The 24,569-nt window shown below is 60.6% G+C and carries 24 protein-coding genes and 1 pseudogene; 14 read left to right on the forward strand and 11 right to left on the reverse strand.

Translation table 11 applies throughout. The features are described 5' to 3' along the window. The 4 genes from EVC45_RS45875 to EVC45_RS36330 all read left to right on the forward strand — a co-directional run. Nucleotides 1–400, forward strand: a 400-nt coding sequence (locus EVC45_RS45875) for a hypothetical protein (protein WP_168991600.1), incomplete at its 5' end; no start/stop codon positions are given. Nucleotides 401–1,174: 774 nt separating this feature from the next. Beyond that, nucleotides 1,175–1,939 carry a kelch repeat-containing protein gene (locus EVC45_RS36320; RefSeq protein ID WP_168991601.1) on the forward strand — a complete coding sequence of 255 codons (765 nt, stop codon included), beginning with the start codon at nucleotides 1,175–1,177 and terminating at the stop codon, nucleotides 1,937–1,939. Nucleotides 1,940–2,263: 324 nt separating this feature from the next. Continuing rightward, entirely contained in the window at nucleotides 2,264–2,968 is a 705-nt protein-coding gene (locus EVC45_RS36325) for a hypothetical protein (protein WP_129962958.1), read from the forward strand. A 362-nt stretch (nucleotides 2,969–3,330) separates the two neighbouring features. Continuing rightward, nucleotides 3,331–3,579, forward strand: a complete 249-nt coding sequence (locus EVC45_RS36330) for a hypothetical protein (protein ID WP_129962959.1) — start codon at nucleotides 3,331–3,333, stop codon at nucleotides 3,577–3,579. Between the two features lie 147 nt (nucleotides 3,580–3,726). On the opposite strand, the gene EVC45_RS36335 is transcribed toward EVC45_RS36330, so the two are convergent. The 3 genes from EVC45_RS36335 to EVC45_RS36345 all read right to left on the reverse strand — a co-directional run bounded on the left by EVC45_RS36335 (nucleotide 3,727) and on the right by EVC45_RS36345 (nucleotide 6,996). Continuing rightward, a complete protein-coding gene (locus EVC45_RS36335; protein ID WP_129962960.1) occupies nucleotides 3,727–4,314 on the reverse strand; it encodes a YSC84-related protein in 588 nt (195 codons plus the stop codon). Between the two features lie 266 nt (nucleotides 4,315–4,580). Further along, nucleotides 4,581–5,906: an MFS transporter gene (locus tag EVC45_RS36340; RefSeq protein ID WP_129962961.1), complete on the reverse strand. Its 1,326-nt coding sequence runs from the start codon at nucleotides 5,904–5,906 to the stop codon at nucleotides 4,581–4,583. Nucleotides 5,907–6,036: 130 nt separating this feature from the next. Next, nucleotides 6,037–6,996 (reverse strand): MBL fold metallo-hydrolase, encoded by a 960-nt coding sequence (locus EVC45_RS36345; protein ID WP_129962962.1) that lies wholly within the window; start codon nucleotides 6,994–6,996, stop codon nucleotides 6,037–6,039. Nucleotides 6,997–7,201: 205 nt separating this feature from the next. Here EVC45_RS36345 and EVC45_RS36350 point away from each other — a divergent pair, with 205 nt between their 5' ends. Together EVC45_RS36350 and EVC45_RS36355 are read left to right on the forward strand one after the other, a co-directional pair. Beyond that, on the forward strand, nucleotides 7,202–8,005 hold the full coding sequence (locus EVC45_RS36350) for an IclR family transcriptional regulator (RefSeq protein WP_129962963.1): 804 nt from the start codon (nucleotides 7,202–7,204) through the stop codon (nucleotides 8,003–8,005). Nucleotides 8,006–8,010: 5 nt separating this feature from the next. Continuing rightward, the gene (locus EVC45_RS36355; protein ID WP_129962964.1) at nucleotides 8,011–8,865 is read left to right on the forward strand and encodes an IclR family transcriptional regulator; all 855 of its coding nucleotides are present in this window, start codon (nucleotides 8,011–8,013) and stop codon (nucleotides 8,863–8,865) included. A gap of 42 nt (nucleotides 8,866–8,907) precedes the next feature. On the opposite strand, the gene EVC45_RS36360 is transcribed toward EVC45_RS36355, so the two are convergent. Together EVC45_RS36360 and EVC45_RS36365 are read right to left on the reverse strand one after the other, a co-directional pair. Then, complete coding sequence (locus EVC45_RS36360; protein WP_129962965.1) at nucleotides 8,908–9,117, reverse strand: DUF2783 domain-containing protein; 210 nt, start codon at nucleotides 9,115–9,117, stop codon at nucleotides 8,908–8,910. A 5-nt stretch (nucleotides 9,118–9,122) separates the two neighbouring features. After that, nucleotides 9,123–10,808 (reverse strand): FAD-dependent oxidoreductase, encoded by a 1,686-nt coding sequence (locus EVC45_RS36365; RefSeq protein WP_129962966.1) that lies wholly within the window; start codon nucleotides 10,806–10,808, stop codon nucleotides 9,123–9,125. Between the two features lie 338 nt (nucleotides 10,809–11,146). Between EVC45_RS36365 and EVC45_RS36370 the strand changes: the two genes are divergently transcribed. Beyond that, on the forward strand, nucleotides 11,147–12,211 hold the full coding sequence (locus tag EVC45_RS36370; protein ID WP_129962967.1) for a lyase: 1,065 nt from the start codon (nucleotides 11,147–11,149) through the stop codon (nucleotides 12,209–12,211). 72 nt (nucleotides 12,212–12,283) lie between these two features. Here the strand turns inward: EVC45_RS36370 and EVC45_RS36375 are convergent, their stop codons facing one another. From EVC45_RS36375 to EVC45_RS36400, 4 genes and pseudogenes are all read right to left on the reverse strand, one after another. Then, nucleotides 12,284–12,703, reverse strand: a complete 420-nt coding sequence (locus tag EVC45_RS36375) for a DUF1810 domain-containing protein (protein WP_129962968.1) — start codon at nucleotides 12,701–12,703, stop codon at nucleotides 12,284–12,286. 93 nt (nucleotides 12,704–12,796) lie between these two features. Next, nucleotides 12,797–13,615, reverse strand: a complete 819-nt coding sequence (locus tag EVC45_RS36380; RefSeq protein ID WP_129962969.1) for an alpha/beta fold hydrolase — start codon at nucleotides 13,613–13,615, stop codon at nucleotides 12,797–12,799. Nucleotides 13,616–14,440: 825 nt separating this feature from the next. Next, nucleotides 14,441–15,184, reverse strand: a complete 744-nt coding sequence (gene phbB / locus EVC45_RS36390; protein WP_129962971.1) for an acetoacetyl-CoA reductase — start codon at nucleotides 15,182–15,184, stop codon at nucleotides 14,441–14,443. A gap of 1,351 nt (nucleotides 15,185–16,535) precedes the next feature. Continuing rightward, nucleotides 16,536–17,734: pseudogene (locus EVC45_RS36400) on the reverse strand (NnrS family protein). A gap of 276 nt (nucleotides 17,735–18,010) precedes the next feature. Between EVC45_RS36400 and EVC45_RS36405 the strand changes: the two are divergent. From EVC45_RS36405 to trpS, 4 genes are all read left to right on the forward strand, one after another. After that, nucleotides 18,011–18,481, forward strand: coding sequence for a ribonuclease (locus tag EVC45_RS36405; RefSeq protein ID WP_129962972.1), 471 nt, complete (start codon nucleotides 18,011–18,013; stop codon nucleotides 18,479–18,481). 302 nt (nucleotides 18,482–18,783) lie between these two features. Further along, nucleotides 18,784–20,133 carry an NAD(P)/FAD-dependent oxidoreductase gene (locus EVC45_RS36410; RefSeq protein WP_129962973.1) on the forward strand — a complete coding sequence of 450 codons (1,350 nt, stop codon included), beginning with the start codon at nucleotides 18,784–18,786 and terminating at the stop codon, nucleotides 20,131–20,133. 88 nt (nucleotides 20,134–20,221) lie between these two features. Next, a complete protein-coding gene (locus tag EVC45_RS36415; protein ID WP_129962974.1) occupies nucleotides 20,222–20,419 on the forward strand; it encodes a hypothetical protein in 198 nt (65 codons plus the stop codon). A gap of 224 nt (nucleotides 20,420–20,643) precedes the next feature. Then, nucleotides 20,644–21,660 (forward strand): tryptophan--tRNA ligase, encoded by a 1,017-nt coding sequence (gene trpS / locus EVC45_RS36420; protein ID WP_129962975.1) that lies wholly within the window; start codon nucleotides 20,644–20,646, stop codon nucleotides 21,658–21,660. A gap of 86 nt (nucleotides 21,661–21,746) precedes the next feature. Here the strand turns inward: trpS and EVC45_RS36425 are convergent, their stop codons facing one another. After that, the gene (locus EVC45_RS36425; RefSeq protein WP_248295399.1) at nucleotides 21,747–22,256 is read right to left on the reverse strand and encodes a LysR substrate-binding domain-containing protein; all 510 of its coding nucleotides are present in this window, start codon (nucleotides 22,254–22,256) and stop codon (nucleotides 21,747–21,749) included. A 52-nt stretch (nucleotides 22,257–22,308) separates the two neighbouring features. Between EVC45_RS36425 and EVC45_RS47145 the strand changes: the two genes are divergently transcribed. The 3 genes from EVC45_RS47145 to EVC45_RS47765 are packed head-to-tail and all read left to right on the forward strand — an operon-like array spanning nucleotide 22,309 to nucleotide 23,301. After that, entirely contained in the window at nucleotides 22,309–22,503 is a 195-nt protein-coding gene (locus tag EVC45_RS47145) for a hypothetical protein (protein ID WP_306770831.1), read from the forward strand. Then, nucleotides 22,500–22,847: a tryptophan synthase subunit alpha gene (gene trpA, locus EVC45_RS47760; protein WP_306770832.1), complete on the forward strand. Its 348-nt coding sequence runs from the start codon at nucleotides 22,500–22,502 to the stop codon at nucleotides 22,845–22,847. The genes EVC45_RS47145 and trpA overlap by 4 nt, the downstream gene beginning before the upstream one ends. Further along, a complete protein-coding gene (locus EVC45_RS47765; protein WP_306770833.1) occupies nucleotides 22,840–23,301 on the forward strand; it encodes a tryptophan synthase subunit alpha in 462 nt (153 codons plus the stop codon). Before trpA ends, EVC45_RS47765 begins: the two co-directional genes overlap by 8 nt. A 107-nt stretch (nucleotides 23,302–23,408) precedes the next feature. Here the strand turns inward: EVC45_RS47765 and EVC45_RS36435 are convergent, their stop codons facing one another. After that, nucleotides 23,409–24,518 (reverse strand): alkene reductase, encoded by a 1,110-nt coding sequence (locus EVC45_RS36435; protein ID WP_129962977.1) that lies wholly within the window; start codon nucleotides 24,516–24,518, stop codon nucleotides 23,409–23,411. Between the last annotated feature and the right edge of the window lie 51 nt (nucleotides 24,519–24,569).

Below are 24,569 nucleotides of genomic sequence, written 5' to 3' on the forward strand. Positions count from 1 at the left end.
GAAAGCGCACCGGCTCAGCAACCGCTTGCCGCTTGATCATGCTCTGCCCCCGCATACACCAGAATTGACATTAACTCATTTGCCTGCCAGCGATGGTGTAGTCGCGATCGGGAGAAATGGTGATCCTGCCGTAGGTGTGGTCGATGCTGAGCATGACGCGGTGGCCAGGCAGGAAGCCGATCCGTTCGAGCATCGTATCGGTGACGAGCATCCACGGAAAGGCGAGACGTCGGGCCTGTTGCTGCGGGCAGGCTGTGGGTGGAGCGTGCTCAAGTGTTGCGCAAACGAGCGTCGGCGGTTTGGTGCGACTTTGTCAGTTGCGCTGAGAGCATTGCGATTGCTGATGATCACGGACGTTTGGTTGCGCGCCTTTTTGCTGCTCAAGTGGGAAGCCCTTTAAGGCCCTACGAAGGGTAGAAATTCGCGTCTGGGCAACAAATTACTCGTACAGAGCGAAGGAAAAACGTCAGGCCGGCATGATCAACCGCGTCCCGCCGCCATGCCTAAACGACGTGGACGACGTCAAACGCAAACGCAAACGCAATTCGAAGGACGCGGGAACCAGCTAATAACCGCAGGAGTAGACGTATCAATTTGCTATTGCGTTTGCGTCTGAAGCTGTATCAAGTTGAGATTGCGTTTGACACCGGTGCGTTCATCAAATGAATAAGACGGGGGCTTCCACGGGAGCTTTCGGTGGGATTATTCTTAATAGCAGTCCTATGTTCAACAAGCGTATTGAGATCTACAATCGGGCCTGCTTGACTTTCACCCGAGGTAAGACTTGATCAAGGCAGCACGCATGGGATGGCACGAAACCATCCGTAAGATGCAACCATTCCACTGGCCAGCCTTTACGGAGGCCCCGGCGCAAGTGCGAAGAGCGTCTTTGGCGCATGCCGAGTTTCCTGCAATTGAAGCAGTCCTGGAGAGTCGCAGAGGTGTATGCAGAGCCCCGCTGGTTGGGGGGCTGCTTGGCGGTGCGCTGACCGGGTGTGGCGGAAGCGGCGATGCGGGGACCAGCGGGGAAGTCAACAAAGAGCCCCCCGCGACGCTGCAGGCCTGGCAACCTACTGGAAGTCTGGTCACGCGTCGCAGTAATCCAACTGCAACGCTGCTCCGAGATGGTGGGGTGCTGGTGACCGGCGGCAATAGTAGCAATGGAAATGGGCCAGTGCCTCAGTCCTCGGCGGAAATGTACGGCCCGGTGCACGGTACCTGGTCGGCAACTGGCAACATGACGGTAGCGCGCGGGCGCCACACCGCGACGCTGCTGTCTGATGGCAAGGTACTCGTGGCGGGCGGCCTCAATGGTAGCAGCGGCTTTTACCAGCGATCATCGGAGCTGTATGACCCGGCGAGCGGTACGTGGTCGGCCTCCGGCAGTTTGAACATGGCACGCAGTAATTATGCTGCGACGCTGTTGTCTGATGGCACTGTCCTGGCGGCTCGCGGTACTGCCTCCGACGGCGCCTATCTCTCCTCGGCGGAGCTCTACGATCCCGCGAAGGGTATCTGGGTAGTCACCGGTGCCCTGAACACCGGGCGCGCCTATACCACCATCACGCCGTTGGGGGGGCGGATACTGGTGGCTGGTGGGTACCGTGGCAACAACTTCTACCTTTCTTCGGCCGAGCTTTATGATCCGCTTACCAGGACGTGGTCAGCAACCGGCAACCTGACGACAGGTCGTGGCTACACGACTGCGACACAACTGACGAATGGCAAGGTGCTGGTCGCAGGTGGATACAACGGCAGCACCGGCCAGCAATTCTCCGCGGAACTGTACGACCCGGCGAGCGGCGCTTGGGCGATCACCGGGAGCCTTGGCCAGGCACGCAGCGATCACACCGCGACTCTACTGGCAAACGGGACCGTTCCCGTGGCCGGCGGCTACGATATTGGTTTCCTGTCTTCGGGGGAACTGTACCGCCCATGACGGGCGGATGATTTTTCGCTGATATCGGGCGGCGAGGGTCGCCGTTTTCCGGTATGGCGCCGGACGGCCGTTGATTCCCGATTAGAACGCGAATGGCTTCATGCTCCCGGTGAATCGCCGTACGGCGTTGCCACCGCATCGTTCGGACCGTAATCTGGACTGGCGACTTCGCAACAGTAGTTTCGGCTTGAACATAACTTCTCCTGTTATACAGATATGATTTGCAAAAATATTCTCCTCGTAGCTTTATTACTTAGTTTGGGACTGACAGGTTGTGCCACGAGCATTCCGCAAAGCAAGGCCTTTGATGAGAGCAGCAGATCCGTGGCACATGGTCGCGATGTGATCGTTTCTGTCCCGCAGTCAGAAGCGAATGTGGATGTGGATAAATCTAATCTAACGGTGATCGCAGGCGGTGGTCTCCTGTTTGCGCTGATTGATGCGGCTGTAGAAAAGAGCAGGGCGAGCGATGCGGAAGACACCGTCAAACCGATTCGTGAAGCTTTGATTGACTATGATTTCGAAAGAAATGCACTCGATGCCGTCAAGCAGGCTACTGCCAAAGTCAATTGGCTGGCGGTGAACGGGACCGTGTTTACAAAAGAAGCGACGAACGATAACTTCGCGAAATTGATGGATGACTCCGCAGCTAGTCAGATCATGTACAACAACTTCGATTATGTTTTCTCTTCGGACTTCAAGACACTCAGGGTTGGCCTCAGGACGACTATTCTGCCAAGAACGTCGCCTTCGACGCCGGATCAAAAAGCAACCGAGCGGCTGGCGGACAAGAATGCGGTGTACTACAACAAATGGGTTTACGCGGTGACTCTCCCCTCTCCGGGTAACGACAAGCGCGCCAACGCCCAGCTCTGGGCTGAGAACCAAGGTGCTTTGGCGCGCGATGCTCTGAATAAGGGAATTGACCGAGTGACGCAAGACTTGATATCCGATTTGGAAAACAGTCCAGATCAGTTGGCGAAGACTCCATCAAAAGAAGAGTTGATGACCGAAAGCGTAGTACGGTAAGGCGGTCCATGAACTGCCAGACTAAACCGTCGCTGCCGCGCCTGCGTCGCTCCGCTGTGTTGGCCGTCGTGACTACGCTCCTTGCGGGGTGTACGACTTCGCCCATTACGTTAAGCGATCAATATAGATCCGCGCGGCAAGGGCTGCCGGAGGAGACAACCAATACAACCAATCCTGGTTCCGCTGATGGTAATTGTGCGCTCATTGGTCAGGTAAAAGACAGCCGACTTGCCCCGTCGACCATGGGACAGGTAGGTCTTCGAACCATCAAATCGCCAATCGACGTGACAGGATGGGTGAGGTCATCTTTCGCGACTTTGAACTGTAGTTCGTCGTCACGGGTGGCAGCTCAACCGGAGACAATGAATGCAGTGACTCTAGAAGTGGACTTGCTCAAGGCATGGATCAATGAAGTAAATTCGTCTGTCGCAACGAGCCTCGTATTCAAGGTTCGCTACTTTCGGTTGAACGTCCTGCTTAAGGAAAAGATCTATCGGGGCGGCGATACGAGTGTTAACTGGGCAAGCGGGCAGGGCGAGATTCAGTCCCACTTTGATGCATCAATGCAGAAAGTACTGCAACAGGTGCATGGGGATCTCAGTCGGCTATGAGCTTTGCACGTGGTCCATTGGTCGTTTTTTCGGGTCAGCGGGAAGGATTGTCGCGTCCTCGCGTTCGCATCGGATTGGACCTGTGTGTCAATGTTAAACCAGCGCAATCAGGCGACAAGCCCTTTGTCGCCTTCACCCGCCACCCCATCAGATCTTCAATCGAGAAACCTTCGTACCAGCAAGCGACACATCCCCCATCAAACCCGCATTAGTCAACACGATGGCCACAACAGGAGCGGTGGCCGTAGTCGTATCGATCTGTCCATTCACGCCGACCTTCAGTAGCGCGACAGAACCTTCTCCACCGACCGACCAGCCTTTAGAATTGCGGAAGCTGTTTAACGCCTCGTGCGTCATAAATAGAAAGATCATGGCCTTCGACTGCGCACCCGCCTGCAAGCCGAATGATCCGGCTATTGTGCTGTAGTAGCCGACTGACTTCCCGTCAACCCGTAACGCTCCTTGGCCGTATTCGCCGCCGGCGATGAAGCCGGCCTTGATCACGGACGGGAACACGAGTACGCCGTTCGCCTTGGAGACGAGTTCTTTCGAACCGCCGACCGTCTCAAACAATCGCGACAAAGTCTCGTTCACCTTGGCATCGATTTCGTGCCGCTTCGATGCGTTCGACTCCGCGGCAACGGCGGCACTCATCGTCGCCGTATATCCGCTGAATGTCAGACCCGTGCCCGCTAGCACTGCGGCACCTGTTCGTAAGAAGTTTCTCCTGTGCATGGTTGCCTCCTTTATGGTGAACGGTCGAACCCGTGATAGTGCATTGGTTGAAAGGCTGTCATTTCGCGATTGGAAAGCGTGTTTCCCGTCATCAATCGTAGAAGATGGCCTCACTATTGTATGTAAGGGCCAGAAGGAGTTTTGGTGTTGATGTGCATCAATTCTTGCGATCATTCCCGTGCTGCCCGTTGATTAGACGGGGCCAGCGCGCATGCGATGAATATGCCAAATGTGAAGTAACCGGCCGCATCCGCTGCGATGAGTGATCAGCGCCGCCCCGCATCGCCTTTCACCCCCACCATCAACGCAACCCCACTAACCAAAAGCAGACCCGCAAGCAGATAAATGGCGAGATCCATAGTCCCCGTCATCGTACGAATCTGACCGATCACCCACGGACTAACGATCCCGCTCGTAATGCCGATACTGCTAATAAACGCAATCCCCGACGCAGCCGCTTTACCAGACAGATAGCCGGTAGGAACCGCCCAAAAAATCGGCAGCGCCGCGAAGATCAGCACAGCGGCCAGAGACAAAATAGCCAGCATCGCGGGAAAGCTGCTCAGATGCAGCGTAAGCGCCGCAAGCGCGAGACCACCACCCACCGTACAGAACGCGAAATGCTTGCGCCGTTCCCCGGTTCGATCCGAGCGGCGCGCAATCAGAATCAGACCGACCGCGCCGATCGCATTCGGCACAACCGTATAAAGACTCACCGCCACGACATCCTGAACGCCGAAATCACGGATCATCAACGGCATCCAGAAGTTGAGCGTCAGCGATGCACAGGTCAGCGAAAAATAAATGAACGCGAACAGATAAACACGCGGATTGAGCAGCGCGGCAGCAAAGCTGCGACTATCATGCCCACTTGCTTTCGCTTGACCTTGCGCGCACAGCGCGACGACCCGGTCCTTTTCCGCTTGCGTGAGCCAGCTTGCATCGTGCGGCTTGTCGACCAGATAGCGCCACGAAAGCAGACCAAGGATCACAGCCGGTGCGCCTTCGATCGCAAACATCCACTGCCATCCGAACAGGCTCAGCACGCCGCTCATGTCGCGCATGATCCAGCCGGAGAACAGTCCGCCGAGCACGCCCGCGACCGCCACGCCGGCGAAAAACACCGAGATCACGGCGGCGCGTCGGCTGGCGGGAAACCAGTACGTCAGATACAGCACGATGCCGGGGAAAAAGCCCGCCTCGAACACGCCCAGCATGAAGCGCAGGATGTAAAAGTGCGCGGGCTTCGACACGAACATCATGCACATCGACGCAATGCCCCACAGCAGCATGATCCGCATGAAGGTTTTGCGCGCGCCGTATTTGGCCAGCAGGATGTTGCTCGGCACTTCGCACAAAACATAACCGACGTAGAACACGGCCGCGCCGAGTCCATACATCGCATCGCTGAAGCCGAGATCGTGCTTCATCTGCAACTGCGCGAAGCCGATGTTGATCCGGTCCAGAAACGACACGACATAACAAAGAAACAGAAACGGCACGATGCGCCAGGCGACCTTTCGGAACATCGAATCGTCGCTTGCGACGGGCGCGGCATGGCCAACGGCGTTGCCATCGAGGGAATGCTGCATGTCTCGCTCCAGGTGCGGAGCGCGCCTGTGCGAAGACGAGCGCGCCCGAGGCGTCTAGCGCGCCTTCATGGTTTGAATGGGGAAAAGGAAAGACCGAACGGTCTTTCCTGGAGTGCGTGGGTCGATCAGATCAGTCTTGCAGTGCGTCCCACATTTCCTTGTCGCGCTGCGCGGTCCAGATACGCGGATGGCTGATACCGCTTGCTTCGTCGTACGCTCGCGACACGTCGAACGGCAGGCAATGCTCATAAATGAAGACCTGGCCGAACTTCGGGTCCATGGATTTGCGCGTGAGCGCCATCGCACCCTTCAGATCGAGCTTGTCCTTGAATGCGTCACGACCCGCCTGCAACAGCGTGGTGACGAAGTCTTTCGTGTAGTCGAGGCCCTTGTTCACTTCCGCGGGCGACAGCAGCGCGGGGCCACGTCCCGGCACCAGCTTCTCCGCGTTCAGCGCGCGCAACGCTTCGAGCGTCGCCGGCCATTGTTCGAGTTGCGCGTCGCCGCAATAGCATGCCGCGTCGTACTCGACCAGGTCGCCGGAGAACAACACCTTCTGCGACGGCAGCCAGACGACCGTGTCGCCCTTCGTGTGGCCGGAGCCGAGATGCGCGATGCGCACTTCGAGCTTGCCGAGAAAGAGCGTCATTTCCTTTTCGAACACCAGCGTCGGCCAGGTCAAACCGGGCACCGTTTCGACGCCTGCAAAAAGGCGCGGGAAGCGTTCGATCTCCGACTTCATATCGGCTTCGCCACGCTCGACGATCATTTCGTAGGTGCCGCGGCTGGCGATCACCTGCTGCGCGCCTTCCTTGAAGTACGCCGACGCGCCCAGCACGCGCACCGCGTGATAGTGCGACAGCACGACGTATTTGATCGGCTTGTCGGTGACGCTGCGGATCTTCGCGATCAGGTCTTGCGCCATGGCCGGCGTGGCGGTGGTGTCGACGATCAAAACGCCGTCGTCGCCGATGATCACGCCCGAGTTAGGGTCGCCCTCGGCCGTGTACGCATACGCGTTTTCCGACAATTGGGTCCACGTGATCTTCTTTTCTTCCAGGTCGGCCTGGGATGCGAAAGCCTTCGCCATGTCTGTCTCCGTCTCACGACTCGTTGGGGGATGACTAATAGTCGTCGCCACACAAATATTTGTCAATGACAAAATTCCTTGTCATTCACTAAGCTAGGGTAAACTCCGTTGGTTGGTCGGCACGGTCCGATCGGATACCATTTAGGCCTTCCACGGGCGACACCGAACGGGGCGGATCTCCGTCGGCTCAAGGTTGCACAACACGATGGCTGATACGACAAGCGAAAAGAAACAGCGGGGCATTCAAAGCGTCGAGGTCGGCGGACGTCTGCTGCAGGCACTGGCGCGACAACGCGAGCCGCTCGGGCTGACCGAACTGGCCGGCGCGGCGCAGTTGTCGTCGGCGCAGGCCCATACCTATCTGGTGAGCCTGACGCGCCTCGGCCTCGTCAAGCGCGACGCGCTAACCGGTAACTACGAGCCGGGGCCGCTGTCGTTGCGGCTTGGCCTGATGCATATCGAACAGCAGCCGGTCTATCGCATCGCGGCGCCCCATGCGGCCGCGCTCGCGGAGCGAATCGGCCTTTGCGTGGCGATCTGCGTGGCCGGCGTGCAGGGACCGACCATCGTGCGATACGAGCGCAGCGGTGCGCCGCTGCATGTGAATCTGCATATCGGCACGGTGATGTCGCTCGAAGCAACCTCGACGGGCCGCGTGTTCTGCGCGTTCTGCGCGCCCCAGCAGGTCGCGGAAATGGCGCGCAGCCAGGCGCAGTCGGCGGACTCGACGCCGCCCCGCGGCCGCGCCGCCAAAGGGCCGGCTAACGCGGAGTGGCGCAAACGCTTCGATGAGATCCGCGCTCGCGGCATCGAGCGCGGAATCGATGTGCCGAGTCCGGGCATCAGCAGTCTGAGCGTGCCGGTGTTCGATGGCGACCAACGAATGCAACTCGCGTTGACGGCGATCGGCTCGTCGGGCTCGATCGACGTCGCGTGGGATGGCGCGGTTGCACGTCAGTTGCTCGAAACGTCCCGACGTATCACCGAAACGCTGGTCACCCCCACCTGAGAATCATGCAGATCGAAACCCCGGACGCGCCCGACGCGAACCCGCCCCAACTCAACGACACGAAAGCCCAGCGCGGGATCAGCGCGCTCGACAACACCGGCGAACTCCTGCTGGCACTCGTTGCCGCCGGCCGTCCGCTGTCGCTGCGCGATCTGGCCGCCGCCGCCGATATGCCCGCCGCCAAGGCGTTTCCGCATCTGGTGAGTCTGCTCAAGGTGGGCTTGCTGAGCCGCGACGACGCCGGTCTTTTCAGCGCGGGACCGCTCGGCATGGAACTCGGCCTGATCGCGTTGCAGCGCATGTCGCCGATTCGCGATGCCGAACCGGAGATCGTCACGCTCGCCGCGGAGTCCGGCATGAGCGTCGCGGTGGCGATTCTTGGACCTTTGGGTCCTACCGTGATCCGCTTCGAAGAATCGGCGCGACCGCAGCACGTGAGCCTGCGCGTGGGCACCGTGATGTCGCTGGTCAACACGGCGATAGGGCGCGTGTTCGCCGCGCATCTCGCGGACGACGTATTGGTCGGACTGTTGTCGCAGGAATCGATCCGGCTCGCGGGCGCGTCGACTGCGGACGTGCTCGTGGCGCCGAAAAAAGGCGCGCCGTCGTTGGCGTCGGCCTATCAGGCACGCCTCGCGAAGGTCGTGAGCGACGGCATCGATGACGCACTCGATGCGCCGGTGCCGGGCATCGGCGCATTGGCCGCACCCGTGTTCGATCACACGGGCAGCGTCAGTCTGGTGGTGGCGGTGATCGGTCCGTCGGGCGGTTTTGATTTCAGCACGCACGGCACGACCGCGCAGAGGCTGCTCGCCACGACACGACGGCTGTCGTGGCGGTTCGGCTGGATCGGGCGCTGAAACTTTCGCTGGGCTCGGGTCACGCGGCGCGCGGTGACTCGGTCACGCAGGCTCCGGAGCGACACCCGCACGCGCCAGCGCGAGCGCTTCGAGCAGCACGTCGGCATCGCCGATGTGGTTCGCGAGCAGGAGCACGAGCTTCGCGTTCATGAAATGGCTTTGCTCGTCGGTCAGTCCGTTGTGCGCGTCGATGAGCTTTTCATAGAACGCGTCGGGATCGGCCATGTTCGTTTCGATGTTCAGCTTGGTCATGATGGTTATCCGTTGCAGGTTGCACGATCCACGGCCTTGGCGACCGCTGCGGTGTCGAGGACGCGCCAGCGCGCGCAGACATGCTGGTCCGGACGCAGCAGATAAAACGTGCCGGGCCGCGCGTCGAAGCGATGCGCGACGATGCCTTCGACGTCCTCGATCACCGTCACATGACGCATATCGGGCAGGGTGGTCACGGCCGCGCCACGCGGCACGACGATCAACGAGTGAACCGGAACCGCGAGGCCTGCGAGCGCGCGGAGCTCATCGGCGCATTTCGCCAGGTCGTCTCCCTGGCCGCAGAAGTGCACACCCGTGAAGCCGCCATGTGCGATCTGATTCAGGAGCCAGGCGTCTGCGCCATCGAGCTTGACCGGCGCGTCGGTGCTTGCCGCGCCGGGCACCATCGCGCCGCAGAACGCGTCGGCGTCGGACGTGTTGAGCGGCGAGTCGCGCAGAACCGCCGGCACCGATAGCCGGCCGCTGTTGACGAGGCGCCGCGCGAACGAACATTCCTTCGCGAGCTTCAGCGTGGCATCGCGGAACATCCGCGACACCGCGCTTTTCGGCGTGATGAAGTCGGTGGCGCGCGATGAGTTCAGGATGTTTTCGTCCGCCGCATATTCGCGCTCGGAGGCATAGGTATCGAGCAGCGCCGGCGGCGCATCGCCGTTGACGACGAGGCGCAGCTTCCAGGCGAGATTGTCGGCGTCCTGCACGCCGCTATTCGCGCCGCGCGCGCCGAACGGCGATACGCCATGCGCCGAATCGCCCGCGAACAGCACGCGGCCATGCCGGAAACTGTCCATCCGCAAACACGAAAACGTGTAGACGCTGACCCATTCGAGCTCGAATTCGGCATCGTCGCCGAGCAGCGCTTTCACGCGCGGAATCACTTTTTCGGGCTGTTTTTCCGCGACCGGATCGGCGTCCCAGCCGAGCTGGAAATCGATGCGCCAGACGTTGTCGGGCTGCCTGTGCAGCAGTACCGATTGATTGCGATGGAAGGGCGGATCGAACCAGAACCAGCGTTCGGTCGGAAACGGCGCCTTCATTTTCACATCCGCGATCAGGAAGCGGTCCTTGAAGGTGCGACCATGGCTGTCGAGACCGAGTGCCTTGCGCACCGCGCTGCGCGCGCCGTCGGCGGCGACCACGTATTGCGCGCGCAGCGAATAAATGCCGTCGGGCGTTTCGACCTGCAACTCGACATGGTCGTCTTGCTGGGTCACACCGATCACGTTGCTTTTCCAGCGCATCTGCAGATTCGCGGTTCGCTGCGCCTCTTCAGCCAGATAGCCTTCGACGTAGTACTGCTGCAGGTTGATGAACGCAGGCCGCGCGTGGCCCGTTTCGGGCAGCAGGTTGAAGGTATAGATCAGTTCATCTTGCAGGAACACCTTGCCGACGTTCCAGCTCACGCCTTTGTCGACCATCGGCTTGCCGCAGCCGAGCCGGTCGAAAATCTCCAGCGTCCGCTTCGCGAAACAGATCGCGCGCGAACCGCTCGACAGCGTGTCGTCGTTGTCGAGCAGCACGGTGCGAACGCCCTGCTGGGCCAGATCGATGGCCGCGGACAACCCGACCGGGCCGGCGCCGATCACGACCACCGGGTAGGTGACCGGTGCAACGGCATCGTGGTCGGCGGCTCGCTCGTAGTCGAACCGCATCGTTTGGTAGTCGATCTGCATGGCATCTCCGGGTTCTGCGGGGGTGTGCTTGATTAATCTATAGCAAGCATTGTTGCTCCTTGCTAATGTTTGTCATTTTATAAAGGTTTTTGGGCGATCGAATCTGTGTTTACCCTAGTGCTGAGGCGTACCTGCACCTAAAGAGCGGGCTTGGGCGTTTCGCGACCCGAGATCCGGTCGTCCTGCGCTACGGGCAAATACGCGGAAGCAATGTGATCGAGATCGCCTGAAGGCAGACACTGACGCGCAGGGCGCTGCTGACCATCGAAACGGCGGGTAGAACTCGCGGGTTGCAATCGTGATACGTTAGTTGCCACAAACAGCGATGGAGACCATCCATGCTGATTCCTCTGCTATTACTCGCGAGGCTTCTTTGGTGGATGTTCGCGAGCCATCCCGCCCGTTTTGCGATTGCCTCGGCCCTATACGTCATCGCATGCGCGGCGGGCGCAGGCAACCTCGGCATCGCTCAGGCGCAAACACGGCCGCCGTCGTTCGAGAGCTTCGCCGTCGCGGACGGCAGCGCACCGCATGATGTCGCACCGGCGCAAGACGGCACGGTCTGGTACACCGCGCAAGCGCGGGGAGCCGTCGGGCGGCTCGACCCGCGCAGCGGCAAAATCGACACGATCGCGCTCGGCGCCGGATCGGCGCCACATGGCGTGATCGTCGGTCCCGATCGTGCGGCGTGGGTCACTGACGGCGGCCAGAACGCAATTGTCCGCATCGATCCGAAGACGCTCGCCGTCACGCGTTTTCCGCTGCCGAAGGACCGACCAGACGCCAATCTGAACACCGCGGTGTTCGACAAACAGGGACATCTGTGGTTTACCGGGCAAAGTGGTATCTACGGTGAACTCGATCCGCAGCGAGCGCGCATGCGCGTCTTCGATGCACCACGCGGCGCCGGGCCCTACGGTATCTGCGTGACGCGCTCCGGGGATCTGTATTTCGCGTCGCTGGCGGGGAATTACCTCGGTCGCATCGACCCGGCGACGGGCGCGGCGCAGGTCATCGAGCCACCAACGCAGCATCAGGGCGTGCGCCGCGTGTGGGCCGATTCCAGCGGGCGCGTCTGGGTCAGCGAGTGGAACGCCGGAAAAGTCGGCGTATTCGATCCCGCCACGCATCAATGGCGCGAATGGCGACTGCCCGGCAGCGATCCGCACGCGTACGCAATATTCGTCGACGATCGGGACATCGTCTGGCTCAGTGAATGGAGCGCTAACGCGCTAGTGCGCTTCGATCCGCGTGCCGAGCGCTTCGACGTGTTGCCGCTGCAGCGCGACCACGCCAACGTGCGTCAGATGATGGGCCGTCCGGGCGAAGTCTGGCTATCCGAATCCGCCACTGATCATCTGCTGCTCTACCGCTCGCGTGCAGCCGATGCGAGCGGGCAGTGACGACACACCGCACCAGGATCGGAATCGTGCGGTTCGCCGCGCCCGAGCGTGCAGTCTCGCTGCAAAGATGGCTTAAAGCAGCTGCAGGGTTCGCGGATCGGCTTCTCCGCCGAAATACTTGCGCAAAGCTTCGACGAACACGTCGTTGTCGTTCGTGGCGCGCGCGAACAGGGTGACCGACGAGCGAAACTTGAGGTCATCCGGATACCCGAAAATATCCTCGATGGAGCGATCGCTGACGAGGTTGACCAGTTGCGTCGTTTCACGCAGCCGTGGGCCGAGAATCGGGTGGCGCAGATAGGCTTGGGCTTCGGCCAGTGACGCAAGCGCGAAGCGCTGAGCCATTGCGCTGGCGCCCAGCCCCTGGATTTGGGGAAACACGAACCACATCCAGTGGCTTCGCTTGCGTCCATGCGTCAGTTCATCGCATACCTGGGCGTAGACCGGATCCTGTGCATCGACGAAGCGCTGAAGGTCATAGGGATCGTCCATTTCATACTCCGCAGCAGACGTGAAAACCTGTCGTTGAACCGCGATTTTCGCACCAGTTTCGCGGCGCGAGTGCGCGCCGCACGAAAGTCGCGCTCACGACGCCGATGCGTCCGAGATGAACTGACCCAACCGTTTCCACATTTCGACGGGGTTCGAGTACATCGGAAAGTGTCCACAGTGCGGGATCTCCGCCAACTGCACTCCGTTTTCCTTCAGGCGTGGCAGATACGACAGCGAAGCGTTCTGCTCCCCGTACATGAACATCCGGGGAAACGGAAGCGACAGGAACTTCGTCATCAGATCCCCATGGTCGGACAGCTGAACCATGGACGTGAAGATGCCCCGTACCGCCTCCGCGCGCACCTTGTGTCCGAGGCTCGCCGCATACAGCGGACACGACTGGAACGGCGAGTGCCACGTTCGCTCGATGAAGTCCTCGAAGAAGGCTTCCGCCGTGTCGGCGGCATAGTCGACGACCTGGCGGCTCAGGAAGCAGTCTTCCGGAGCCACGTTGCCTTCGATGTCGGCGAAGCTGAGCACGCCCGCCGGCTCCTCGTGGGCCAGCATGAGCGCCGTGAGACCTCCCATCGAATGGCCGACCAGATGGAATCGGCGGATGTCGAAGTGTTCGAGAACGGCCTTCGCCGTCGCCACGAGAAATGGAATCGATAGCTTCGACAGATCCCCGCATCGCGTCGCTCCGCAACCCGGCGCGTCGAAGGCGAGCACGGGACGCCCGGCGAACGCGGCATAGCGAACGATATCCGCATAGTCCTCCTTGGTCGAACCGAAGCCGTGCAGGAAGACGATCGGTGCGAGCTCGCCCGCGCAATGCATCGCGGCGATGTCGAGTTCGACACCCTGTACGCACAAGGCCACCGTTTCCTTCATCATTTCACGCCGCATCGACATGGCACTCCCCGGTGAGCGATCGACAGAAGCGCCGAATCGCGTGGCATGCGTTGATCAACGCCTCATCGTCCAGCGGTCCGCGAAAATCCATTGATCGAAGCCGTTGTCGCGATAGTCGGCAGCACGGGACTCAAGCAGAAAATGCGCAAGTAGTTGCGGCGGCAGTGTCGATTCCGAATGCGACGATCCTGCAGATGAAGGCAAGGTCTACGATGGATCTTTGCCCCGAGCCGGGGACGGAAGAGACTTAAGTAGTCTCACGAGCCGAGCCCGCTGCAGCGGAGTCAACCCTCGTGTAGCGCTCAGCTGCTGAACCCGTGCGCGCCAGTAGACGCCGCTGAACAAAGATTGCGCGGCACCGGCCGACAGGACTCGTTCGAGGTGGGAAATTGCATCCTCGGCAGTCAGTGGCGTATAAGGGCTCTCTCCGTCTCCAGACCGTTTCCTGCCTGTAGTTTTCATCCACTTCTCTCAATGTGGTGACCGACTTTATCCGGTCCGTGCGTCAGGCGTCAGTTGAGCCTGCTTCGTGGCTATGTGGTTATGTGTGCGCCGCGCTGCAATCACTTTCGCGAGTCCGTTCGATGCCACGACTGATGACGATCCAGATTTCGCAGCGTTCGTGCCCGCATTCGTTCCCGGCGATAGTGGCCAACGACCATCAACATTGCGATACCAAGAGCCGCGCCTCCGATAATCAAACCTATCCAGGTTTCACTCATGACACGTTTCTCTCATCGAAGCGTAGGGATGTTGCGTGAGCGTTTCAGGTCGGTTTGTGAGGTGTCCCTGCACGAACCGGCTGGCGTGGGCGTCGCGCTACTGTTACTGCATGTGCTGGCCGCCGTTGATTGCAACATTGGCGCCGGTCACGAAGCCGGCATCGTCCGAGCAGAGGTAAAGCACGAGCGCCGCCACTTCCTCGGGCTTGCCCAGACGCCCAACAGGGACATGCGGCAGGATCTTCGTATCGAGGATCTCCTGGGGAATCGCGGTGACCATCTTCGTCGCGAGGTAGCCCGGCGAAATCGTGTTGACGGTCACCCCTTTACGCGCCACTTCGAGCGCCAGCGATTTCGTGAAGCCGTGCATGCCGGCCTTGGCGGCGGCGTAGTTGGTTTGGCCGATCGAGCCTTTCGAGCCGTTGACCGACGAAATGTTGACGATGCGTCCCCAACCCTGTGCGACCATCTCTTCGCACAGCGGCTTCGTCATGTTGAAAACCGAATCCAGATTGGTGCGGATGACCGCGTCCCAGTTGACCTTGTTCATCTTCCGGAGCGTCATGTCCTCGGTGATTCCGGCGTTATTCACCAGAATGTCGACCGGGCCGACGTCGAACTGAATTCTGGCCGCACAGTGTTGGCATGAATCGTAGTCGGCCACATCGACCGGATACGCGAGAAATTTCCTGCCCTGTGTTTCCATGTTCGCGAGCCATTCAGCTGCGCCGGTGTTGTTCGGCGAGTACGTGACTACCACCGCGTAACCTGCATCGTGCAGCTTTGTACTGATCGCTTCTCCCAGGCCGCCCATACCGCCAGTCACTACAGCAATTCGTTTCGTCATTCTTTCCATCCGTGATCGTCATGTCTGCGAGGAACGTGAATAACCCAATGGCCGTCTCGCACAACGCACCATTGATTTGGCACAACGTATTGCCGCGACCTGAATTGCATCAGGTCGTCCGACGAAAATGGTTCGGTTCGTAGTCTCTGCCGCAGCGAAATCGCATACGTCGCCCCGCGGGTTGCGCACACGCTTGTCTGCTGACTATGTGGGACAGAAACTTCGCTGCTGATGATGTCATTGGTACGACTAATTAATCAGATGGCACTGCGATCAGGATCAACACCTCGCGCAAATACATTGTGCGATTTTGACGACTGCGGCGGAGCCGCCTGATCGAGCGACCAGGCCATAACTCGGATTTCCGCACGACAGTGCGCTTACCCTATATGTGAGAAATTCGGACCAGACGCCCTTCGCGAACGGCTCGATCCATTCGATGCGATTACGTTACCGGTAACAATCAAGAATGCGGATAGATCGTCTGCACTCGTTCTCTTGCGGTATGCGCACTGCGCCGAGGAGGTACCGTGAAGGTCGTAAATTCGACCGACGAGGCGATAGTAGTAGAAAAACTACATGTTTGCAACGACTTAAATGTAGTTTTTGTACATTGGTTGGGGAGTTAACTATTGCCGACGCATTCTTCAGGCTGGTGGGCGTTGTCCCGCGCGAGCATGGCGTTGATTGAAGGCTTGCGCGTCAGCGTCACGGCGCGTACCACGACCGTTGAGCGAGATACGAAAACGGCAGCGCATGAAATCCCTGGCGTTCGCCCACAAAAGCGAATGGGTCATATCGTTCCGTTTGAATCGTTTGGAAGCTGGTGTCTTATCGCCCGCTCGTGCGTGAACATGACACGTCCGCCGACGACGGGTGGTCCCGCACTCCGTCACCGGAACATCGTCGCCGATCCCTGCCGCCTGGGAAAGAGAGTCTGTTTCGACAGGTTCGATGGCAACGGCTAGACCGGTCCCAGTCCGGCATGGCGTTCGAGCAAGGCTTTGAGTTCAGGACGCAGTCCGTCGCCACGTTGGGCGGCGAGCGCGTGAAGCGAGAGAAGCGGCAACATGGTTGAACTCCAGTCAATAACGCTGAGCAAGCCCTCTACTGTGCGATCGCATGGAAAAGATAGGCCAGCGGGCCGGCGCGAACACTCTGATTCTTGCTGTGTTATCGCTGCGAATCCGCCGTAACGGCTGACGCAGATGGCGATGCCGGATGCATCGCAGCCTGCTTTATAGACAAGGCGCTTATCGTGAACGTGAAGGTCAGCCGAGGGGGGAAGCGGGGCGTTCGAAGCAACCAGGACCGACGCCGCTTGCTGGCCGCTTCAAGGAAGATGCGGACTTCAACCCGGTTTGCCATCGGCTCGGGCGAGGACGAGCCACGCGGCGTACCGAACGCAATAGAGAACCAGCGCGACCGCCCAGCATAGGCCAGACGCGTATATCCAGGCCATCGTGAGCTGCGGCGCGAGCCACGGGCCGAGTACCCGGATCAACGTCGCCAGAATGACGAGACCGTAGCAGACGATCTCGACCCGCCCGGCCACGAGTTCGCGTCCGGTATGTCCGCGCGCGGTGCGCGTAATCATCGCGATGATCGCGCAGCCGATGACACCGACCGTGAACGTATGAATCGCGACCGAATGCGGGGCAACGCCGAGCGCGACGAGTGCCAGCATCACGAAGCCCGCCGGAATCCCCGCATAGGCGATATGCAGGATCAGGAGGATGGGGCGATAGCCGACGCGCCACGAACGCCATCCGCTGAGCCGGAGTCCATGAACGACCGCCGCTGCGGCGGACGCGGCGACGATCGCCGCCCACGGCGCACCAAGCGCGTCCAGCAGAAACGCGAGCAGCGTCGCCGGAATGACGGTCGCTTCGACGAATCGCCAGCGTCTCGCGCTAAAACCCGGAACCGCATTGGCGCTAAACGACGGAATGATGCGTCCGCCGATGATCGTGACGAACAGAACGAGCATCCCGACCGCGAGCCATGCACTGCGCAGCGCCCAGTCGCCTTGACCGTGCATTGCCCACACATGGAAGAGGGCATTGAGAAGCGCGAGCATTCCGACCGCGACCGGCAGAAAGACGTTGTGGCGATTCTTCGCCCTCAGGAGCACGCGCAACAGAACAAGCGCAACCACGGCAGAAACGCCACGTCCACGACGACGCCGAGCGGGCCCGCTCCGAGCCACATCAGAATCCGGCCCGCCAGCCAAAGAAGCAACAGTGCCGCGAGACCGGCGCCCTGCGCGGGATTCGTGCTGGTCCACGCGCGCACCGCCGTCAGCAGAAATCCCGTGACGATTGCGGCGCCAAATCCAAAGATCATTTCGTGGACGTGCCACAGCGTTCCCGACATGTAGGACGCGGAGTCCAAGAGCGGCCAACCAGCCAGCGCGCCGAGCCAGAGCAGCATGGCAATACTGCCGAACAGAGCGCCGGCCAGATAGAACGGCCTGAATCCGAGCGCCCACAGAGCGATGCGAGGTGATGTGTCGACTTGATCTGATTCGATCCTGATGGTGCGCTTCATGACTGCTCCGACCGGCAACCAAGTGTTGATTCATCTTATACGCAGGACCTTTTCGCCGCATGCGACGAATGTTCGCGATAGGGGAACCGGCTGGATGCCCGATGGCGCCCAGAAGAAGCCGCATCGACGCACCGTCAGGCACGGCTAAACACGCGACGTATGTCCCGACGTCGAAAATGCCTATTTCCGATCGAACGTTGATTCGCTCCGTCATTAGCGATACCTTTACATCTATGCTGGTCGTCGGGTCCTGGTCAACGAAGGGAGAACCGTTTCGTGAAGAGAACGTGGGCTTTCTTTTGCATCGTCGCATTGAGCGCGATCCTCGGCGGGTGCGGCAAGCAGGGATCGCAGAACGCCACTGAGGCGTCGGGCGCATCCGCGAGCTCGGCGCCGGTTCAGCCAGCACAAAGTGCGAGCGAGGCAACCGCCGCATCAGGCGCGCAGGGACCCGGCACGGTTGGCACGATCACCAAAGCGCAATTGTCGGCGGAGGCAACCGAAACACTCCGATTGATCAAAGCGGGCGGCCCTTTCCCGTTTAGCGATGACGGCGTCCTGTTTCGTAACAGTGCGGGTTTGCTGCCGAAGCATCCGCGCGGCTACTACCACACCTACACGGTTCGCACACCAGGCGCAACGGATCGCGGGCAGCGTCGGGTCGTATGTGGGGGAGCGCGCAAGCAGACCGGCGAGTGCTATTACACCGACGATTACTACGCCAGCTTCAAGCGCATTGCAGAATAAAGCAGGGATCGCAGAGTCGACGGCAACCGTCAACGATCTCTTCTTCCATCGATCAATCAAGCGATGCGATTTCAGAGGGGAGTAAACCCCACCTTCAAACGCATCAGTCCGTCGACCAAAACTCCGAACGTTGATCACTTCATCCTGACCATCACGAAGTCAGTGGGAGATCTATCAATCAGAAAAACTGAAGACAACCATCAGAACTATGAGATTTTCCCGCCGTCTGGCTTCTGCGATAGTTGTTCTCAACCGTTGTGTTGAGTTTCCGTACCGCGCGTCGTCGACCAGGGAGAATCTGCATGCATCGTTTTGTGATCGTGGGAGGAGGGGCGGGGGGAATCGAACTCGCAACGAGGCTGGGCGATCGTTATGGCGGCCGACGAAGAAGCGGGGCGCAACGTGCGTCCATTACGTTGATCGACCGCAACCCGACGCATATCTGGAAGCCCCTGCTGCACGAGGTCGCAGCGGGAAGTCTGGATCCATTCGCACAGGAACTGGCGTATGCCGCGCAAGCCCAGTGGCACGGCTTCCAGTTCATTCAGGGCGAACTCGTCGGACTGGATCGCGACTCGCGGCACGTGCTGCTGTCGCCATTGCTCGATGACGACGGAACCGAACTGGTACCTCCGCGCCGGATCGGGTACGACTCGTTGATTCTCGCCATCGGTAGTACAACGCATTACTTCGGCGTGCCAGGCGCTGCGGAAAACTCGCTGTCGCTCGACAACGTCGCTCAAGCGGAACGCTTCAGAAAACGCCTGATTGCGGCTTGCATTCGCGCCGAACAACAGCGAGACGCCGGTGAACAGAACGCTGATGGCGTGCCCGCCGATCACACGCCTCGCGTCCAGGTCGCGATCGTGGGTGGGGGCGCTACTGGCGTGGAGTTGTCCGCCGAATTGCGCAATACGGCGAAGGTACTTTCATCATACGGCTTGCATCGACTCGACCCCACACACGACGTCGGGATAGTGCTCATTGAAGCAGGGCCGCGGATTCTGCCGGCATTGAAAGAGCGCGTGTCCACCGCAGCAGCCGGATTGCTGGGCAAACTCAACGTCAACTTGATGCTCAACGAGCGGGTCGCGGAAGTCACGCCCGGACTGATCCGCACGAAAAACGGCAAGACGGTGCGTGCGGATCTCACTGTGTGGGCCGCGGGCATCAAGGCACCTGCGGTGCTGTCAACGCTCGATGGGCTGACAGTCAATCATCTGGGACAACTCAGTGTGCGTCGCACGCTGCAAACGGATCTCGACGACCATATCTTCGCGTTCGGCGATTGCGCGGCCTGCCCATGGCTGGGTTACGAGCGCAATGTTCCGCCGCGCGCTCAGGCGGCCCATCAGCAGGCATCCTTTTTGGTCAAGGCACTGGCGCGACGCATCGAGGGGCAAAAGCTTCCGGAGTTTACCTATCGCGATCTCGGCTCGCTCGTGTCGCTCGGGCACGCCGACGCGGTGGGCAGCCTGATGGGAGGTCTTATCGGCGGCAGCATGCTGGTGGACGGACTGCTCGCTCGCTTCATGTACCTGTCGCTGTATCGGATGCATGTTGCCGCGCTGCATGGCTATGCACGCATGATCGTCAATACGCTCGCGCATCGGCTTCGTCGAAGCACGGCGCCGCACGTCAAGCTGCACTGAGCAACAGTTCGTTGTAAATGGCCGGAAGTGTCCGGCCGCGACAAGTAAATCAACCGGTTATAAGCACCAGGAAGAGGGAGAAGACACCATGAAGAATTTCAATCTATCGCCTGTCAGTATCGACTCGAGCATTGGCGACAAGCATGCTCGAAACGACAAGGAGGGCGCTGAAAATCGATCTCGATCGTTGTATCGATCGTTTCTTGCATCGACGGCATCGACGATTGCCTCGAATGTGCCGGAGAGACCGGACGTGTCGTCTGCCGCTGTACTTGGCTACAACTGACAAGCGTTAGCATTGCAGCCATTCGACATTGGCCGAACGGCTGCACTATACTGGGCTTTATGGATACGAAACCGACCTCGCTGAAACTGCAACGTTGGTGGCACGCCTGAATCCGGCGGCCCGTTTCCCCACGCATATCGCAAACGTGATGCCGCCAGTCCTGGCGGCATTTCTGTTTCTGCGCGCTGACGACTGGTGCCATCGAAAATCTGAGGCTCCAGTCCATGACGAACGCAAACCGTCCCACCATCCTGACCGGCGACCGAACGACCGGCCCGCTTCATCTCGGCCACTATATCGGTTCCCTTCGCGCGCGAGTCCAGCTTCAGCATGAAGCTCGGCAGTTCCTCCTTCTCGCGGACACACAGGCGTTGACCGACAACGTCGGCCGGCATCGGAAAGTAACCGGGAATGTGATTGAAGTAGCGCTCGACTACCTGGCCGTTGGTATCGACCCGGCGAAATCGACCATCCTCATACAGTCGCAGGTGCCGGAATTGGCGGAGCTGTCGCAGTACCTGCTCAATCTCGTGACGCTCGCGCGTCTCGAGCGCAACCCCACGATCAAGGAGGAAATTCGCCTGCGGGGGTTCGAGCGCGACATCCCAGCCGGCTTCCTGACGTACCCGGTCAGTCAGGCCGCTGATATCACCGCGTTCAAGGCGACGCATGTGCCGGTGGGCGATGACCAGCTACCGATGATCGAGCAGACCAACGAATTGGTGCGCCGCTTCAACAACACCGTCGACCGATCCGTACTGATCGAATGCGAGGCTGTGCTGTCGCAGGTCACTCGATTGCCCGGCATCGACGGCAAAGCCAAGATGAGCAAATCCCTCGGGAATGCCATCACTTTGGGCGCCACTGAGGACGAAATTTCGAAGGCGGTCAACAACATGTATACCGACCCGAACCACTTGCGAGTCAGCGACCCGGGTCAGGTAGAGGGTAACGTCGTATTTGCGTTCCTCGATGCGTTCGAGCCGGACGTACAGAAGGTGGACGAGCTCAAAGCGCATTACCGCCGCGGGGGACTGGGCGATAGCGTGGTCAAGCGGGTGCTGAACGAGCAACTCCAGGCGCTTATCGACCCGATTCGCACGCGCCGTCGCGAACTGGAGCAAGACCGGGGCGAGGTACTCGCGATCCTGCGTCGCGGTACGATGCGCGCGCGGGAGGTGGCCGGAGAAACGCTGTCCGAGGTCAAAAGCGCGCTGGGCTTGACCTACTTCCAGACCTGAGCGGTGCAGAACAGATGGAGAAGCTACGTTGCCATCATTCGATCACCCAGATCGGACTCGGCTCCATCGAACCACCCGGAGCCGGTTCAATCCGATGTTCCGCATTGTCTGCTTAGCCATTCGCAAAGGCTACGCAACTCCGGCTGCTCCGCGCGTGCCTTGAGCACGCAGCACGCGAACGATGCTCCGCAGGCAACGAACCCAAAGGGCGCCAGCAAGCGCTGACTCTCGATCTCTCTCGCCACCAGTATGGATGGCGCGACAGCGATACCGAGCCCGGCCGCGGCAGCTTCCAGCATCAGTGGCAGGTGATCGAACTGGCGCCCTTTGGCAAATCCCGGATCGTCCAGCCCCTGCAATTCCCCCCAGCTCGGCCATGCCTGTGGATGGGATTTCGTGTGCAGCAGCGGAAGGCCGGCCACATCAAGCGGCCGCCGCAGGCCTGCGGCGAGAGACGGTATGCACACCGGGCCGACCCGATCCTCGAACAGCACGGTGGCGGCGATCGTGCGCGGCCAATCGCGCCCACTGACGATCAGCGCATCGACACGCTGTTTCTCGAGCGCATCGAGTTCGCCGCAGGTATGCAGGTGCAAGCGGATTTCCGGATGAGTCGCCTCGAAGTTTGCCAGCCGAGGGATCTGCCAGTTGGCCAGAAAGCCCTTCCACTGGCTGACGCGCGGCGAGGGCATTCTGCCGGCGCTGGAGAGTGCGCATGCGCTGGCTTTCGCCCGCCGGCTGGTTCCGACCATGACGCCGGAACAGATCGTCGTCGTCGGTCTCAGTGGCCGTGGCGACAAGGATCTGGCCACTGTCCTCCACCATCAGGGAGAAACCGTATGAGCCGACTCGACGACACCTTGGCTCGCCTGCGCGAACAAGGCCGCAGCGGATTGGTCTGCTACTTCACCGCCGGCGACCCGGATTTTTCCACCAGCCTGGCCTTGCTCCGCAGCCTCGGCGCAGCGGGTGCCGACATCATCGAGCTCGGTATGCCGTTCAGCGATCCGGTGGCCGACGGCCCGAGCATCCAGGCCGCACACTTGCGCGCCCGTGCCGGAGGCCAGACCGTCGCGCGTACGCTGGAACTCGTCACGGCCCTGCGTGAAACCGATGTTTCTACACCCGTGGTTCTGATGGGCTACCTCAACCCGGTGATGCAGCACGGGGTGGAGCGCTTTGTCTGACGCCGTACGCGTCGGAGCTGATGCGCTGCTGCTGGTCGACCTGCCGGTGGAGCACGCTGCACCGTACCGGGAATCCGCACGTGCCGCAGGCCTCCACCTCATCGCCATGACCGCCTCGACCAGCGACGATGCGCGCCTTGCCGAGGTGCTGTGCGAAGCGAGCGGATTCGTCTATCACACGGCTCTCACCGGCACCACGGGAGCCATGCGTTGCGTTCCCGCCGAGGTCAGCAAGGCCATCACGCGCGTGCGTCGCCACACGACACTGCCAGTCGCGGCCGGTTTTGGCATCCGGGACACGGCTCAAGCGCAGGCACTCGCAGGTACTGCCGATTTGATCGTCGTTGGTTCGCAACTCATCGAACTGCTCGCGTCAAAAGGAGTGGAGGAGGTCAGGCAGGCCGTACGCCGCTATGCAGAATGTCTCGCAAATGGATCCGGTAGCGGCGCTTAGATGCGGTTAAGTCGAAACCTTGCCCGGTGTCGGCGGGGTGATTCAGCGCGACCGGGCGCGACCGTCGACCCCGATGCTTTCGGTGCCGACGGCGAACATCACCCCCATTACGCTGCCAGCGCGTCGCCGCGATAAAACGGATAGTCGGTATAGCCGATTTCCGTGCCACCGAAGAACGTCGGGCGATCGTACGCATTGAGCGGCAAACCCTTGAGCAAACGTTCGGGCAGATCCGGATTGGCGATGAAGTCGCGGCCGAACGCAACGAGATCCGCATCGCCGGCTTGCAGGATGGCTTCGGCCGTGTCGCGCTTGAACCCGCCCGCGGCGATGATCACGCCGTGATAGTGCTGGCGAATCAGCTGCGCGGCGACGGGGTTCGGGTCTTTCGAATCGTCGTCGACGTTGCCGAGCACACGCGGTTCGATCAGATGCAGATACGCGAGATTCATCGCATCGAGTTTCTCGGCGACGAACGTGAAAAGGCCTTGCGGGTCGCTATCCGACATGTCGCCCCAACTGCCGCTCGGGCCGAGCCGTACGGCAACACGGTCGCTGCCCCACACCGAGATCACGGCCTCGGTCACTTCGATCAGGAAACGCGCGCGATTTTCGAACGAGCCGCCGTAGATGTCCGAGCGCTTGTTGCTGCCGTCTTGCAGGAACTGATCGAACAGATAGCCGTTGGCCGCGTGCAGTTCGACGCCGTCGAAGCCGGCCGCTTTGCCGCGCAGCGCGGCGCGGCGAAAGCTTTCGACGAGACCGGCGATTTCCGGCAGGGTCAGCGCGCGGCTCGGAGTGTTGGGGATCCAGCCTGCTTCCGAATAGGCCACGCCGCCGTGCGGTACGGCGGAAGGGGCGACCGGCTGCGCACCATCGGGCTGCAACTGACTGTGCGACTGGCGTCCCGCGTGATACAGCTGAAGGAAGATGCGGCCGCCTTTGGCATGCACGGCATCGGTCACCTGCTTCCAGCCTTCGATCTGGGTGTCGTCGTAGAGCCCCGGCGCGCCGAGGTAGCCGTTGCCGTTGGGTGTCGCGATCGTGGCCTCGCTGATCAGCAAACCGCCTTTCGAGGTGCGCTGCGCGTAGTACTCGGCCATCAGCGGGCCGGGTCGCGCGCCTTCCTCGGCGCGCATGCGCGTGAGCGGCGCCAGCACGACGCGATGCGAAAATTCGAAGGGACCGACCTGGATGGGTGAATGAAGTTTGGACATGATTCTCTCCGGTTCAAGTGGCTGTCGATGGCGATCGACTGCGATGTCAAG

It is taken from the genome of Paraburkholderia sp. UYCP14C, assembly GCF_004197395.1.
GTDB lineage: Bacteria > Pseudomonadota > Gammaproteobacteria > Burkholderiales > Burkholderiaceae > Paraburkholderia.